Source organism: Shinella sp. Sh6, assembly GCF_055392685.1.
The window spans coordinates 468,661-482,815 of sequence record NZ_AP044006.1; the positions used below are offsets into that span (position 1 = coordinate 468,661).

Below are 14,155 nucleotides of genomic sequence, written 5' to 3' on the forward strand. Positions count from 1 at the left end.
CCTTGGACCTTCGAAAGTCTGGCTGCTCAGCGCTGCCGGTTGCGCATGTCGCTGATGACGACGGCGACGACGATGATCACGCCCATCGCCAGCATCTGGACGAAGGGGGACACACCGAGCAGGTTGAGCAGATTGGTGATGATGGCGAGGATCAGCACGCCGAGTATGGTTCCCGTGACCGCGCCGACGCCGCCATCGAAGGACGTCCCGCCGATCAGTGTCGCGGCGATCGCATCTAGTTCGAACAGGTTGCCGGCATTCGGCTCCGCGACGCTGACGCGGCTGACCAGAATGAGGCCGGCCACCCCGGCGAGCAGGCCGGACAGCGCATAGACCTGGATCTTGATGCGGTCGACGCCGATGCCGTAGACGCGGGCCGCGTCCTCGTTCGCGCCGACGGCATAGACGTGGCGGCCCCAGCGGGTGTGCTTCATGACATAGGCGAGTGCCAGCCAGAGCGCGACGAACAGCACGACCGGCACGGGCACGACCCAGATATAGCCGGAACCGAGCCAGCGGAAGGCTGCATCCGCGCCCTGCGCATAGACGTCGCCGCCGTCCGAATAGAGATAGATGCAGCCGCGTGCGAAGATCATCATGGCGAGCGTGGCGATGAAGGGCTGGAGCTTGAGCTTGGTGACGAGCACGCCGTTGATCGCGCCGAGCGCCGTTGTGATGACGAGTGCGAGGCCCCAGGCCGGCGCCGAGCCCTGGCCGGCCAGCGCGGCTGCCGTGATAGCCGAAACGCCGACGAGCGAGCCGGCGGAAAGGTCGATGCCGCGGCACAGGATGACAACCGTCATGCCGATCGCCACCACGCCGACCATGCTCGCGCCGCGCACGACATTGAGGATGTTCGTCGAGTTCAGGAAGTGCGGCGAGGCGATGCTTGCGGCAATCACCAGCGCGAGAAAGGTGATGACGTGGCTGTAGTTCAGCAGAAACAGCCCGATGTTGCGCGGATTTGTCGGGGACGACGTGTTCGTCGCCGGCTTCGAACCGATCTCTATATTGGACATGATGTTCTCAGCTCCTCCAGAAGTGTCATTCGCCGCCGTGCGGAATGAGGGCGCCATGCGGATCGACCCTGCGTCGCAGGATCGCCAGTTCCTCATTCGTCGGGGCTTTTGTTGTGGGAATGCCGTCCGTCTCGACGGCAAAGCCGGTCGAGCGGCGGACGTCGTCCGGGTCGATGCCCGGATGAATGCTGCGCAGCCGGGCCTGGCCGGCGACACGGTCAAACTCGAAAATGCATTTGGGCGTGACGATCCATTGCGGGCCGCCGATCGTCAGGCCGAGCGCCTGCCGGCCGGTCTCGCCGCCGGGATAGCCGACGCCCGAGACGTAATCCACGCGCTCAACGAAGCTGCGCGCCTCGTGATGCGGCATCATGATGTATTCGCGCTGGAAGCACGTCATATGCTCGGGCAGCAGGATCGAGCCGACGAGACGCACTTTCGGTTTGCGGTAATCGCCGACGCAGGTGCTGTTGATGTTGCCGGCGCGATCGACCTGCACGCCGGAGCCGAAACCGAAATCGACGTCGCCGCGGCGCACCGCGTAGGGGCCGGGATAGCTCCCCATCTGCGCTTCGCAGGGCAGGCCTTGAAGGCCGCTGTCGAACTCCGCCGAGGGCAGTTCGCGGATTTCGGAGAAGTCCGGATTGATCGACCAGCCGGCGAGCAGGATCGTCAGGTTCGGTGCATGCGTCTGGCGTGCGAATTCCATGGCGGCCAGCGGAATGCCGGTGATGTAGAGCGCGGCCGCGCCGCCGGTCGCAAGGCCGGTGAACCCGACCTCGCCATCGCGGAAGCTCCTGGCGAGCACGACGGTAATCAGTTCCTCGATGGTGTAAGGCAGGGCGCTCATGCCGGAAGCTCCACATTGCGAAGCGCAAGCAGTCGCTCGACGCCGAGGTCGGCGAGATAGCCGGAATGCCCGTTCGGGGTATGCACGGTGCTGTCGAGATAGGACGAGAAGCCGTCCGCCGTCGCGGAGGCCGCCGCATAATCGGAGAAGGCCTGCTCGTCGCAGTCATAGATGCCGAGAAGCGAGGTCGGATGGGCGCCGAACGGCGCTTCCACGATGTGCGTCGTGCGGAATGCCGGAATCTCAACAAGGTCCGGCCGGCTGCGCATTTCCTTTCCAGAAACGATTTTTTCAACGGTCACAATAAGAGTGTTGCAGGACCGGGTATGCGTGATGTCGACGCTTTGCGGCAGCATCTTGCGATTATGGAAGGCGACGTTGCCGTATTCGTCGCCCATCACGGCGTGGACCACGACGACGTCGGGCGCGGCCGGCGGCACGGCCCAGAGCTTGCGACCGGTAACGGGGCAGTCGAACGGCTTGATATCGGCATTGTATGCGACGATGCCGCTGCCGCCGAGGAACGTGCAGGGCCAGAAGGGCAGGCCTTCCTGGCTGGCGCGGAAGCGGTCCCAGGCAATGAGTTCGGGATAATCGACCGTATCGAGCGTGCCTGCCTCCGCCGCGCGGCGGAAATTGCGGGCGAGACCGAATTTTTCAAGGCCGACATAGGACGTCTCGATGCGCGACACGCAGCCGGCGCCGATCAGCAGGTCTGCCTCTATGGCGTTCACGACGCCGACGATCGTCAGGTCCCGCCGGTTCTGGCGCACCAGTTCGCGCACGAAGGCCATCGGCCGCTGGTAAATGGCGAAGCCGCCCAGCGTCAGGCGCTGGCCATCCTTCACGATCGCTGCAGCTTCCCGTAGCGAGGTAGCTTTGGACATGCGTCCCACGGATTGTTCCTCCAGGCCATCCTCCTCGACGGCCGCTTGCGGATTGATCTTTCCACCGATTGAATTTAGTGTGAGATCGATCTCATGTGGGATCGATCTCACATCTTGGGAACGTTGTCAACGCTACAGTTGCCTCGCTGTCCAAAGCGTGATTGGAGTTGGGGGGTAAATCCTTGGGAGGATCGCTTCATGGTGGAACACGTTGTTTCCACTCTTTCGGCAAGGCGGCCGACGCTTGTCGATATTGCACGGGAATGCGGGCTGTCGCGGGCGACTGTCGCTCGTGCCCTTTCGGGCAAGGGCTATGTCGATCCGGAACGCCGGCGGGTCATTCAGGAAACCGCAGACCGGCTTGGTTACCGGACGTCGACGATCGCGCGCGCATTGCGCACGCAGCGCACCTCGTCCATCGGCGTGCTGATCGCCGATATCACCAACCCGATCTTTCCGCAGATCGTGAAGGGCATCGACGAGGTCGTCTCGGGCGGCGGCCACACGATCTTCCTGTCCAATACGGACGAGGATCCGCAAAAGCAGGTGGCGATCGTCCGTTCGCTGCTCGACCGGCAGGTGGACGGCTTCGTCATGGTGTCGCAGACATTGGCGGACGAGACGCTGAAGCTCCTGGAGCACGGGCCACCCTGTGTCTTCCTGAACCGCCGGCCTCATGACAAGGTCGATTATGTCGGTCCCGACAACGAACAGGGGATCGAGCTTCTTCTCGGGCACCTGCGCGCTCTCGGACATGACCGCATCGCCTATGTCTCCGGTCCGTCGCATTCCTCCACCTCGCGGGAGCGTCTGGCGCACTTTCGCGTGTCCATGGCGGCGCATGGGCTGGCGATCGACGAGCGGCTGGTCTTTGCCGGTAATTATTACAAGGAGACCGGGGCCAAGGCGGCCGAAGCGTTCATGGCCGTCGATCCGAGGCCGACGGCGATACTTGCGGCCAACGATTTCGTGGCGCTCGGCATCGTGCGCTACCTGCACGGCATAGGCTTGAGCGTGCCGGGCGATGTATCGGTGACGGGTTTCGACGATATTTTCGATTTCAGTCTGATGGAAACGGCTGTCCTCAGGGTGGAGGGTCTGACGACGGTCAATCAGCCCAAGCGGCATCTCGGCCGGGCGGCCGGCAAATTGCTGCTCGAACGCCTGAGCGAACCGGAGGCGCCGGCAAGACGGGTGATCCTGCCGACGGAGCTGCGCATACGGGACACGACCGGCCCGGCGCGCAAGGACTGATGGCGCGCGCATCAGACGCTTCGCCGGGCGGGTGTGGTGTCGCCGAGCCATTCCTTCAGCACCTCGTGCGAATGTTCGCCAAGCAGCGGCGCAGGCCGCGCAATGCGTCCCGGCGTATCGTGCAGGGTCACCGTCACGCCGTGTGTCGTGTAGGTTCCGACCGCCGGATGGTGAAGATCGACGATCTGCCCGCGATGGCGAAGCTGGGGGTTTTCCGTGACCTCGCCGATGCCAGCCACCTTCGCGCAGGGCACTCCGGCGCGTTCCATGGCTTCGACAACGAAGGCCGACGGGTGCAGGCCCGTCCATTGCTGGGCGATTGCCTCGATGGCGTCCTGGTTGGCGAGACGGGCATCGGCCGTTGCAAAGCGCGGATCGTCGAGCAGGTGCATGAGATCGGCAACGCCTGCGAAGCGACGGAAAAGCGAATCGGTGCCTGCGGACAGGTAGACCCAGTCGTCATCGCTGCACCGGAAACTGTTGACCGGCGCCGTGTAGCGATCGCGGCTGCCCATGCGGCTCATGGACTGGCCGAGCTGCCTGAAATCCGGAATGGCGCTCATCAGCAGGCTGGCGCTGGTTTCGAGCAGGCTCGCCTCCACGAGCTGGCCCTTGCCGGTCTGGCGGCGCGCTTCGAGCGCGCACAGGGTGCCGATCGTCGCATAGAGCGCCGTCGAATAGTCCACCACGAACGTGCCGGCCATGGTGGGCGGACCGTCCGGCTGCCCCGTTAGGTTCATGATGCCGCCCATCGCCTGGGCGATGACATCGAAACAGGCGCGGTGGGCATAGGGGCCATCCTGTCCGAAGCCGGAAATGCGCACGAGGATCAGGCGAGGATTGAGCGCTTGCAGCACATCCCAGCCGCACCCCATCTTCTCCAGCGTGCCGGGACGAAAATTCTCAATAAGGATGTCGGCGGTCGATGCCAGCTGCCGTAGCGTCTCTTGGTCACCGGGATCGCGGAAATCGAGTTCCACGCTGCGCTTGTTGCGATTGAACGACAGGAAATAGGTGCTTTCCCCGGCGATCTTCGGTTGGTTGAGGCGGGTGTCGTCACCGACGCCGCGCTTTTCCACTTTCACCACATCCGCGCCCATGTCGCCGAGTTGCATGGCGCAGAAGGGGCCGGCGATGAAGCGGGAAAGATCGAGGACGCGCAGGCCGGCAAGCGGCGGATTGGGGGACATGTCTGCTCCATTCTATGCAACGATGATGGTGGACGGTTTCCAGCGGCTGGTGAGATAGGCTTCCAGATTGTTGACTGAGAGGGTTCGCCCCGGATCGATGACGGGCGGAACGACCGCTGTGGAATGACGGACGATGACCTCGACGGGAAGCGTGACGGCGATCGGCGGCAGATCCTCTTGCGCGAAGCGCTCGAGCAGCCTCTCACCGACGCTTTCACCGATCTCGATGGCCGGCTGACGGGCCGAGGTGAGGGAGATCATCGGAAAGGCTGAGAAGAACACGTCGTCGACGCCGACGATCGACAGGTCGTTCGGGACGGAAAGCTTCATCTGCTGCGCGACATCCATCGTGCCGTATGCCATGAGATCGTTGGCCGCGATGACGGCCGTCGGCCGCTCGGGAAGAGAAAGCAGGGCACGCGCGCCGCGCATGCCGGCAATGAAATCGTAGCTGCCTTCCGCAATCAGCTCCGGCGAACAATCGAGACCGAGCGCGGCGACGCCTTCGCGGAAACCACGGGTTCGCTCGCAGGCGGCCGACGATTTGAGCGGCCCGGTGATGAAGCCGAGCCGCCGGTGGCCGAGTGCCGCCAGATGCTCGACCAGCGACCGCACGCCGCCGGCATTGTCCATGCCCACATAGTCGAATGTGGAACTCGGCGCCTGGGTCGTCTTCCAGTCTGGCGGTGTGCGATGCACCAGGATAACGGGCAGGCCGCAGCCGGAAAGCTGCGCGGTCTCGCCCGCGTCGAGACTCTGCGAGATAACGACGATGGCGTCCACGTTGCGTTTGACGAAGGCGTGGATCGCCGCCTTGCAGGTTCGGCCGTTGTTCGAGGTACTGGCGACGAGCGTGGCGTAGCCCGCAGGCTCCAGGATGGAATTGAGGCCGCTGATGATCTCGTTGAACACGGGATTGGCAAAATCGGGCAGGATGACGCCGACGGAGGACGATTGTCGGGTGACGAGCGCGCGTGCGGCTGCCGACGCCTCGTAGTTCATCGCCTTCGCCATGGCGAGAACGCGCGCCTTCGTGCGCGGGGCAACGATATCCTTGTCGTGTAAGGCGTTGGAAACGGTGGAGGGCGCCACGCCCAGGGCTTCCGCCACATCAACGATCGTTATGCCGCGCTTTGCCCGATGTCTTGCTGCCATCCCTGGCTCCTCCCGCTGATGGTTTTTGCACTATGACCAATAAAAACGTTTGCAGAAACGTTTTTATATGAAAATGTGAATGCCGGGAGAAGACTTGCCGAACGAATGACATGCGCTGCGGGGGGCCTTTTAGGGGCGAGCCTAGTGCGCGCGTCCGGCTGTCTTGGAAGAGCCGACGGGTCGGCAAAATACCGGAGAGGACTTCAATGCAATACAAGGATCCGACGTTCGAATCCGTCGAGGTGGGCGAGAAATTCGGGCCCCAGGTCATCGACATGGACGAGCACTATCTGCGGGCCGCCTGTTTCTCGCTGGCCGATCATTCCGACTGCTATTTCCACGCGGATCCGGCCATCGGGCACCGGATTGTCCCCTCCGCAGCGCTGGTTCGCGACGGGGTTGCGCTGTTTTTGACGAAGTATAACCCCAATACGGTCGTCGGCCTGCACCAGTCGGAAGAGCTCTGGTATCACGCGCCCGTTCCGTTCGGCTGCAAGGTCACATTGACCGGTGAATATGTCGACAAGTACGAGCGTCGCGGCAAGGGCTACTGCGTGCTGGACGTCGATGTTCGCGATGAGGAGGGCCGTCTGCTGGTGCGCCAGAAATCCACCGAGATCATGCGTATCCCCGAAGGCATCCACATGGGCGAGGGCAGTTCCACGCCCTCCGCCGGGCGCGTTTCCGGCACGGTTTCCAAAAACGTTTCTCCAATTGCACGGGCACGTCTCGACATTCCTGCCGGAACGCCGGTCCCTTCGCTAAAGAAGGTGGCGCACAACGACGAGATGGCGGTTTTCTCAGGCATCCATTTCAACCGGCACAACATTCACACGGACGACAACGTCTCCAGTGCGGCCGGGTTTCGTGCGCGCCTCGCCCAAGGTGTCCAGACCACGTGCTGGATATCCGAGATGCTCGCCAATTTCTTCGGCCCTGCGGCGTGGTTCTCCTCCGGATGGATGAAGAATGCCTATCTCCAACCCGTTTTTGCCGGTGACGAACTGACGACCTTCGGCGTCGTGACCGGGCGCACAGGCGATGGCCGCCTCGAGCTCGAAGTCTGGACCCGCAATCAGGACGGCCTGATGACGGCCGCCGGATGGGCGTCGGCCAGGGTCGATGACTAGGAGGGCGGCATGACTGACGGCACGAACCTCAGCGAAAGGACATCCATGTTCGCCAAAGGCAATATCGCGGCGACCGCCAAGGACCTGATGCTGCGCAATATCGCGGTGACGGGCCTTCTGGCGCTCATCGTTATCTCGACCTTCCTGTCGCCCTACTTCCTGACGGCCGACAACCTTTTCAATGTGTTGCGCCAATGGACGATGGTCGGGCTCATCGCAATCGGCCTGACCTATGTCATCATATCGGGCGGTATCGATCTTTCCGGCGGCGCAGTGCTGGCGCTGGCGACGGTCGTCGGGGCGCTTGCCGCGCCAGTGGTCGGCTCCACCGGCATGATTTTCGTCGTGCTCTTCGTCGGTGCCGTGTGCGGCTATGTCAACGGCGCACTCATTACCTGGGGCAAGGTGCCGCCCTTCGTCGCGACGCTCGGCATGATGACCGCTGCGCGCGGCCTGGCGCTTATCCTGAGTGAAGGGCGCACGCTGACGGCGGATCTCGCGCCGGAATTCGTCTTCGCCTTCGGTCGCGGCTATCTGGGCCCGATCCCGATGCCGGTGCTTCTGACGGCGATTGTCTTCGTGGTCGCCGCCGTGATGCTGAAATACACGGTTTACGGCCGGCACGTCTGCCTTGTGGGCGATAATCCGGTCGGTGCGCACCGCTCGGGCATTCAGGTCGAGAGCGTCATTCGCAGCGTCTACGCTTTGCATGGCGTGCTTGCGGCCATGGCAGGCCTCCTGTTTCTCGGACGCCTCGGTGTCGGCGAGCCGACGGGCGGCATGCTGTTCGAACTGTCGGGCATCGCGGCTGTCGTCATCGGCGGCACGCCTTTCGTCGGCGGCGTCGGCAGCGTCTTGCTCACCTTCGTCGGCCTGATGGTAATCGGCCTGACCTACAACATTCTGAACCTACTCTCCGTCTCGCCCTACGCGCAGGATTTCGCACGCGGCGTCATCATCGTCGTCGCCGTGATGTTCAGCATTCGCCGAGAGGCAAAGAGCCGGGCGCGCAAATAGCGCACCGGAAACACATTTCCGGCAGGACGCCGGATCAAGTCGAAAGGGAGGAAACCATGACTTGCAGACTGATGATCAACATTGCATTGCTGGCCGGCACCATGCTTGCCGTGCCGGTTGCCGCGCACGCCGACGAGGTGGAAATCGGCATCGCCCAGCCCAATCTCGAGCATCCCTATCGCGTCGGCGGCATCGAACGTGCCAAGGCCTGGGGTGCGGAACACCCCGACGTGAAGCTGACGATCGTCGACGGGCGTCGTGACAGCGCCACGCAGCTTTCGGGCATCGAGGACCTCATCACCCGCCATGTCTCGGCCGTGGTGATGTCGCCCAACGATTCCAAGGCGCTGGCGCCGATTGCGGACGCTGCGAAGCGCGCGAGCGTTCCGCTCATCATTTTCGACCGCCAGCTCGACGTGCCGCAGGAAGATTTCGCTGCCTTCATCGGTTCGGACAATGTGGAGATGGGCCGCGTCGCTGCCCGCTTCGTCATCGAGAAGATCGGCGAAGAGGGCAAGGTCATCCAGCTCGAAGGCACGCCCGGCGCCTCGGCGACGGTGGATCGCAAGCAGGGCTTCGAAGAGGAGATGGCCAAGCATCCCGGCATCAAGGTCGTCTCTTATGTCGGTCACTACCGTCTTCAGGAAGCAGTCGCCGCGATGGAAGACGCGGTGACGGCGCATCGTGATGTGAAGGCCGTCTTCGCACACAATGACACCATGGCGCTGGGGGCCGCGCAGGTACTGGAAGAGCAGAAGCTCGAAGGCGTCGTCACGGTCGGCATGGATGGTGCCAAGGAAGGATGCGACGGTGTCGCCTCCGGTCGCCTGACGGGCTCGGTCTACTATCCGACCATGTTCCCCGAAGCCCTCGACCTGGCGATGAAGGTGCTGGCCGGCGAGACCGTCGAGAAGATGACGTTCCTCGACACGCCGATGATCACCAAGGAAACGCACGACACCTACTGCAAGTAATATCGGTCGCGGTCGAGGAGCTTCTCCTCGACCGCCCAGAGGACAGGCGTGATGACCCCATTGCTGAAACTGAACAATATCTGCAAGTCGTTCGGCGCCGTGCGTGCGCTGACGGACATCGACTTCGAACTTCATGAATCCGAGGTCGTGGCGCTCGCCGGCGACAACGGCGCCGGAAAATCGACGCTCATCAAGATCATTTCCGGCGCGCAGCCGGCCGATAGCGGCGCGTTCCTGTTCGAAGGGCGGGAGGTGGTCGTGCGCAAGCCGGAAGACGCCCGCCAGCTCGGCATCGAGACCGTCTATCAGGACCTTGCGCTCTTCGACGATTCCAACGTCGCCGAAAACATCTTTGCCGGCCGAGAGGTCGTGCGGAAGGTTCTCGGTGCGAAATTTCTCAAGGCCGAGGAGATGCACAGCCGTTCGAAGGATCTGCTCAAGTCGCTCAACATCCACATCCAGTCGACGCATTTCACGGTCAAGGGCATGTCCGGCGGCCAGCGCCAGAGCGTGGCGATCGCGCGGGCCGTCGCCTTCGGCCGCAAGGTCGTCATCCTGGACGAGCCGACGGCGGCACTCGGCGTTCCGGAGCAGGAGAAGGTGCTTTCGCTTATCAAGGATCTACGTTCGCGCGGCTTTTCGATCATCCTGATCAGCCACAACCTGCATCACATTTTTGAAGTCTGCGACCGTATCCACGTGCTCCGGCAGGGGCGCACCGCGGGCGTGCGCAAGAAGACCGAGACCAACCCGGAAGACATCGTCAAGCTGATCACGGGCGCCAACCTGGTCGCGCATTGAGCGTGACCGGAGGGATCACAGGCCGTGAGCGTAGAAGTGAAGGGCGAACTCGATCTGGGGGCCGAACATGGCGCGGCCGTGCTGCGTGCGGCAACCAAGCGCTTCCGCCGCATTCAGCAAGGCCGTCTGGCCCGGTATGTTGACGACGTCGCCGACAAAGATGCCGCGCCTGATCGCGGAGAGATCAACCGGCAGGGGGTCACCGGCATTCAGACCAAGGCTGGTGGCGTTGACGACGATGTCGGTTTCCTCGCCGGGCTGGGACGTCGTCACAACGAAGACGGTTTTCGGAAAGGCGCTGCGCAGCCTGTCCGCAAGGGCCTCGGCGCGCCCGCGGTTGCGATTTTTGATGGCGATCCGGCCGGCGCCGGCTTCGGCCAGTGCGCAGCAGATGCCCGCGCTCACGCCGCCCGCACCGGCGACATGGACGGAAGCACCGGCAATGGAGACCTGTGCTGCCTTCATCGCGCCCACAAAGCCCGTACCGTCGAGCTGATGGCCGAAAAGGCGACCCTCCGGCGTGCGGCGAACGATGTTGACCGCCCCGGAAATGCGGGCGGTCTCGCTCGCCTCGTCGAGCAGAGGAAGGATGCTTTCCTTGAACGGCATCGTGACGAAGAAGCCGGCAAGGTTTTCGAGATGGCGCAGGCCGGACAAGGCGCTGGCAAGCGCTTCCGGCCTGACACCGAACGGGACCATCCGTCCGGCAAGACCGTTTTCGGCAAGATAGGCATTCAGAATGCCGGGCGAACGCACGAACGTGATGGGATAGCCGATCAGGCCGTAAAGGGTGTGTTCGTTCGCCATGCGCCGTCCTTTCCTGGTGCGTTCAAGCTGTGGCCTAACAGAAAAATGCGAATCAAGAAACGTTTTTTGTTGCTAAAGTCCAGAAACGTTTTTATATCGGTCGTAGATTTCGGGAGGACATGATTTTGAAAGAGAAACTGACGACCCTGGAGAAGGCGCTTTCGCCCATCGTCTCGGGCTCGACCGTCATGATCGGGGGCAGTCTCCTGCGTCGCCAGCCCAATGCCGCGGTGCGCGAGTTGATCCGTAACGGCGTGCGCGACCTCACGGTGATGAGCTGGGCCGGAACGACCGCGGTCGATCTTCTGGCTGCCGCTGACGCCATTCGCCGGTGGGAAGGCATTTATGTCGGCCTGTTCAACTACGGGCTGGCGTCGAATTTCCGCCGCGCGGTCGAAAGCGGAAAGATCGAGGTGCGGGACTTTTCCGAGACGGCGATGGTCGCGCGCCTTCGCGCCGCGGCGCAGGGCATGCCGTTCCTGCCGATCCGCACCTTGTTCGGCTCCGATATCGCCAAGGTTAATCCGGAGCAGATTCGCACGGTCGACTGCCCGTTCACCGGCGAAAAGCTACAGGCTGTCGCCGCCGCCGAGCCGGAATTTACGATCATTCACGGTTATGCCGGCGACAAATACGGCAATGTCCAGTGGCCGGTCGTGCGCGATACCGACGACATGGACCAGCCGATGGCGGCGGGTGCAAGGCGTCTCATCGTCACCGTCGAGAAGATCGTCCCGCATGACGAGATCAAGAAGCAGCCGTCTCTGACCTACATTCCCGGCAACTGGGTGGAGGCCATCGTCGAGGTGCCCTATGGGGCCCATCCCGCCGCCTGCGACACGGTCTATGACGAAGACGATGCGCATATGCGTGACTATATCGCCCGCTCCAAGTCTGCCGATGGCGTGAAGGCCTATCTCGACGAATTTGCCCGCGCCCTGCCGGACCATGCTGCTTATCTGGAAAAATGCGGCGGCCTCGGCGCGCTCTCCGCGCTCAACGTCAAGGGGAGGGCATAAGCCATGGCGTCGTTCACGAACAACGAACTCATCACCGCCTATCTCTCCCGCCAGATCCGCGACGACGATCTGTGCTTCGTTGGCGTCGGCACGAACGGCCGGGCCTTCACGCTCGCCGTCGGCATGCCGCTTGCCGCGGCGCGCCTTGCCCAGATGGGGCACGCGCCGGGTGCCGCCGTCTACTGGGGCAACCTTCTGGAGCCGGATCTCTCCGTCATTCCCGAGCATTTCACCCAGGACGCATTCACGCAGTGGCAGGCTGCTGCCTGCCCGCCGGATACCGGCGTGAAATGCGACATGCTGGCTCGCCGCAAGTTCGACGTGTCCTTCAACTCCGCAGCCCAGCTCGACCGCTACGGCAACATGAACATCACGGCGATCGGCGATTATCGCACGCCGAAGGTCCGCCTCGTCGGCAGCCTCGCGCAGCCGGAGCACTTCGCTTTCGTCCGCCGGCCGATCCTGCTGATGGATCTCGATCCGCGCAGCTTCGTCGAGAAGGTCGATTTCATCACCAGTGCAGGCCATCTGACCGGCGGAAACAGCCGCCGGGAAGCCGGCTTGGGCGAAGGCGGTCCCTCGCTTGTCGTTACGGACAAGGCGGTCTTCGACTTTGCCGAAGACACCAGGGAAATGCGGCTGAAGTCGCTGCATCCAGGAGTCACCAGGGAGGAAGTGCTGGCGAACATGTCTTTCGTGCCGCTGGTTCCCGAAACGATTGCGGAAACGGAAGCACCGACTGAAACCGAACTTGCGCATATCCGCAACGATATCGACCCCAATCGCATCCTGCTCAAAGTCTGATCATGCCATCCACTGCACAGCCCACGTCCCTTTCCGGCCTGAAGGTGCTGGATCTTTCCCGGTTCATCGCCGGTCCCCATTGCGCCATGCTTCTGGGTGATCTTGGGGCCGATGTCGTCAAGGTGGAGCGCACGCGCGCCGGCGACGACACCCGTTCCCTCGGGCCCTATATTGCCGGAGAGAGCATCTATTTCATGATGTTCAACCGCAACAAGCGCAGCCTGACGCTGAATTTCCGTAACCCCGAGGCTCAGGAGCTGCTGCGCCGGCTGGTGCTCGAAGCCGATGTCCTGGTGGAGAATTTCCGTCCCGGTACGATGGAGAAGATGGGGTGCGGCTGGGAGGATCTGCGCAAGATCAACCCGAAGCTCATCATGGCGCGCCTGTCCGGCTTCGGCCAGAACAACAGCTTGTCAGCCGAGCCCTGTTTCGACGGCATAGCCCAGGCGATCACCGGCTTCATGGACCTGACGGGCGATCCCAAGGGCGGGCCGATGATGGCGGGTACCTTCCTCGTCGACTATGCGACGGCGTTGCATGCGACGATCGGCATCCTCGCCGCGCTTAACCATCGCACCCGCACGGGGGAGGGGCAGGTGGTGGATGTCAGCCTCATCGGCGGCGCCACTTCCATGCTGATGACGGCCCTTCCCGAGTTTCTGGTGAATGGCCGGCGGATGACGCGGGCGGGCAACCGCGACCGCTACGCCGCGCCCGCCAACACCTTCAAGGCCAAGGACGACGTCTGGATCCACATGGTGGCCGGCAACAACGCGCATTTCCCGCGCTTCGTGAAGATGATCGACCGCCCGGAGCTGCTCGAGGATCCGCGCTTTGCGACGCTCGAACAGCGCATGATCCATGTCGAGGCTATCGAGGGCATCGCAGCCGAATGGATCGCCCGGCACACCGCGGACGAGGTGCTGGCCGCGCTGCGGCAGGCCGAGCTTCCCTCGGCGCGCATCCGCACGATCGAGGAGGTCGCAACCGACCCCTACATGCGCGAGGCGGGCCATATCGTCGACGTGGTTCATCCCAAGGCCGGCGTGGTGCCGATGCAGGGGCCGCCGGTCGGCCTCGGCACCACGCCGTCGACCGTGCGGCGCCCGCCGCCGATGCTGGGCGAACACGCCGACGAGGTGCTTTCCGAGTGGCTTTCCATGCCGTCAGGCGAGATCGGCAAGCTCCGGTCGGCAACCGTCATCTGACAAGTTTCATCCGCATTTCCATAGGTTCCAGGGAGGACTA

Annotated in this window: 14 protein-coding genes; 8 read left to right on the forward strand and 6 right to left on the reverse strand. The window is 63.2% G+C overall.

What is annotated here, in order from left to right; all coding sequences use genetic code 11:
- Positions 1-26: 26 nt before the first annotated feature.
- The 3 genes from ACZ5TO_RS20640 to ACZ5TO_RS20650 are packed head-to-tail and all read right to left on the reverse strand — an operon-like array spanning position 27 to position 2,867.
- Positions 27-1,019, reverse strand: coding sequence for an ABC transporter permease (locus ACZ5TO_RS20640; RefSeq protein ID WP_464800497.1), 993 nt, complete (start codon positions 1,017-1,019; stop codon positions 27-29).
- A gap of 25 nt (positions 1,020-1,044) precedes the next feature.
- Positions 1,045-1,869, reverse strand: coding sequence for a CoA-transferase subunit beta (locus ACZ5TO_RS20645; protein ID WP_464800498.1), 825 nt, complete (start codon positions 1,867-1,869; stop codon positions 1,045-1,047).
- Complete coding sequence (locus tag ACZ5TO_RS20650; RefSeq protein WP_464800499.1) at positions 1,866-2,867, reverse strand: CoA transferase subunit A; 1,002 nt, start codon at positions 2,865-2,867, stop codon at positions 1,866-1,868. The genes ACZ5TO_RS20645 and ACZ5TO_RS20650 overlap by 4 nt, the downstream gene beginning before the upstream one ends.
- Here ACZ5TO_RS20650 and ACZ5TO_RS20655 point away from each other — a divergent pair.
- Positions 2,850-4,010: a LacI family DNA-binding transcriptional regulator gene (locus tag ACZ5TO_RS20655; RefSeq protein ID WP_464800500.1), complete on the forward strand. Its 1,161-nt coding sequence runs from the start codon at positions 2,850-2,852 to the stop codon at positions 4,008-4,010. The two genes, ACZ5TO_RS20650 and ACZ5TO_RS20655, sit on opposite strands and share 18 nt — an antisense overlap.
- An 11-nt stretch (positions 4,011-4,021) precedes the next feature.
- Here ACZ5TO_RS20655 and ACZ5TO_RS20660 read toward each other — a convergent pair whose 3' ends face one another.
- Entirely contained in the window at positions 4,022-5,200 is a 1,179-nt protein-coding gene (locus ACZ5TO_RS20660) for a CaiB/BaiF CoA transferase family protein (protein WP_464800501.1), read from the reverse strand.
- A gap of 12 nt (positions 5,201-5,212) precedes the next feature.
- A complete protein-coding gene (locus ACZ5TO_RS20665; protein ID WP_464800502.1) occupies positions 5,213-6,355 on the reverse strand; it encodes a LacI family DNA-binding transcriptional regulator in 1,143 nt (380 codons plus the stop codon).
- 206 nt (positions 6,356-6,561) lie between these two features.
- Here ACZ5TO_RS20665 and ACZ5TO_RS20670 point away from each other — a divergent pair, with 206 nt between their 5' ends.
- Genes ACZ5TO_RS20670 through ACZ5TO_RS20685 form a run of 4 tightly spaced genes read left to right on the forward strand, consistent with a single transcriptional unit; the run spans position 6,562 to position 10,277 of the window.
- The gene (locus ACZ5TO_RS20670) at positions 6,562-7,485 is read left to right on the forward strand and encodes a MaoC/PaaZ C-terminal domain-containing protein (RefSeq protein WP_464800503.1); all 924 of its coding nucleotides are present in this window, start codon (positions 6,562-6,564) and stop codon (positions 7,483-7,485) included.
- Between the two features lie 9 nt (positions 7,486-7,494).
- A complete protein-coding gene (locus tag ACZ5TO_RS20675) occupies positions 7,495-8,502 on the forward strand; it encodes an ABC transporter permease (protein WP_464800504.1) in 1,008 nt (335 codons plus the stop codon).
- Positions 8,503-8,558: 56 nt separating this feature from the next.
- The gene (locus ACZ5TO_RS20680; protein WP_464800505.1) at positions 8,559-9,476 is read left to right on the forward strand and encodes a substrate-binding domain-containing protein; all 918 of its coding nucleotides are present in this window, start codon (positions 8,559-8,561) and stop codon (positions 9,474-9,476) included.
- A gap of 51 nt (positions 9,477-9,527) precedes the next feature.
- Positions 9,528-10,277, forward strand: coding sequence for an ATP-binding cassette domain-containing protein (locus ACZ5TO_RS20685; protein ID WP_464800506.1), 750 nt, complete (start codon positions 9,528-9,530; stop codon positions 10,275-10,277).
- Positions 10,278-10,292: 15 nt separating this feature from the next.
- On the opposite strand, the gene ACZ5TO_RS20690 is transcribed toward ACZ5TO_RS20685, so the two are convergent.
- The gene (locus tag ACZ5TO_RS20690; protein ID WP_464800507.1) at positions 10,293-11,084 is read right to left on the reverse strand and encodes a shikimate dehydrogenase family protein; all 792 of its coding nucleotides are present in this window, start codon (positions 11,082-11,084) and stop codon (positions 10,293-10,295) included.
- Positions 11,085-11,209: 125 nt separating this feature from the next.
- On the opposite strand from ACZ5TO_RS20690, the gene ACZ5TO_RS20695 reads away from it, so the two are divergent.
- The 3 genes from ACZ5TO_RS20695 to ACZ5TO_RS20705 are packed head-to-tail and all read left to right on the forward strand — an operon-like array spanning position 11,210 to position 14,115.
- The gene (locus tag ACZ5TO_RS20695; RefSeq protein ID WP_464800508.1) at positions 11,210-12,103 is read left to right on the forward strand and encodes a CoA transferase subunit A; all 894 of its coding nucleotides are present in this window, start codon (positions 11,210-11,212) and stop codon (positions 12,101-12,103) included.
- 3 nt (positions 12,104-12,106) lie between these two features.
- The gene (locus tag ACZ5TO_RS20700) at positions 12,107-12,907 is read left to right on the forward strand and encodes a CoA-transferase subunit beta (protein ID WP_464800509.1); all 801 of its coding nucleotides are present in this window, start codon (positions 12,107-12,109) and stop codon (positions 12,905-12,907) included.
- A gap of 2 nt (positions 12,908-12,909) precedes the next feature.
- Complete coding sequence (locus tag ACZ5TO_RS20705) at positions 12,910-14,115, forward strand: CaiB/BaiF CoA transferase family protein (RefSeq protein WP_464800510.1); 1,206 nt, start codon at positions 12,910-12,912, stop codon at positions 14,113-14,115.
- Positions 14,116-14,155: the final 40 nt, after the last annotated feature.

Excerpts from the sequence above, each read along its gene's own strand:
- ACZ5TO_RS20680 (WP_464800505.1), top strand. The coding sequence starts at position 8,559 with ATGACTTGCAGACTGATGATCAACATTGCATTGCTGGCCGGCACCATG.
- ACZ5TO_RS20670 (WP_464800503.1), top strand. The coding sequence starts at position 6,562 with ATGCAATACAAGGATCCGACGTTCGAATCCGTCGAGGTGGGCGAGAAA.
- ACZ5TO_RS20655 (WP_464800500.1), top strand. The coding sequence starts at position 2,850 with ATGTGGGATCGATCTCACATCTTGGGAACGTTGTCAACGCTACAGTTG.
- ACZ5TO_RS20690 (WP_464800507.1), bottom strand. The coding sequence starts at position 11,084 with ATGGCGAACGAACACACCCTTTACGGCCTGATCGGCTATCCCATCACG.
- ACZ5TO_RS20665 (WP_464800502.1), bottom strand. The coding sequence starts at position 6,355 with ATGGCAGCAAGACATCGGGCAAAGCGCGGCATAACGATCGTTGATGTG.
- ACZ5TO_RS20685 (WP_464800506.1), top strand. The coding sequence starts at position 9,528 with ATGACCCCATTGCTGAAACTGAACAATATCTGCAAGTCGTTCGGCGCC.
- ACZ5TO_RS20640 (WP_464800497.1), bottom strand. The coding sequence starts at position 1,019 with ATGTCCAATATAGAGATCGGTTCGAAGCCGGCGACGAACACGTCGTCC.
- ACZ5TO_RS20660 (WP_464800501.1), bottom strand. The coding sequence starts at position 5,200 with ATGTCCCCCAATCCGCCGCTTGCCGGCCTGCGCGTCCTCGATCTTTCC.
- ACZ5TO_RS20700 (WP_464800509.1), top strand. The coding sequence starts at position 12,107 with ATGGCGTCGTTCACGAACAACGAACTCATCACCGCCTATCTCTCCCGC.
- ACZ5TO_RS20645 (WP_464800498.1), bottom strand. The coding sequence starts at position 1,869 with ATGAGCGCCCTGCCTTACACCATCGAGGAACTGATTACCGTCGTGCTC.
- ACZ5TO_RS20705 (WP_464800510.1), top strand. The coding sequence starts at position 12,910 with ATGCCATCCACTGCACAGCCCACGTCCCTTTCCGGCCTGAAGGTGCTG.
- ACZ5TO_RS20675 (WP_464800504.1), top strand. The coding sequence starts at position 7,495 with ATGACTGACGGCACGAACCTCAGCGAAAGGACATCCATGTTCGCCAAA.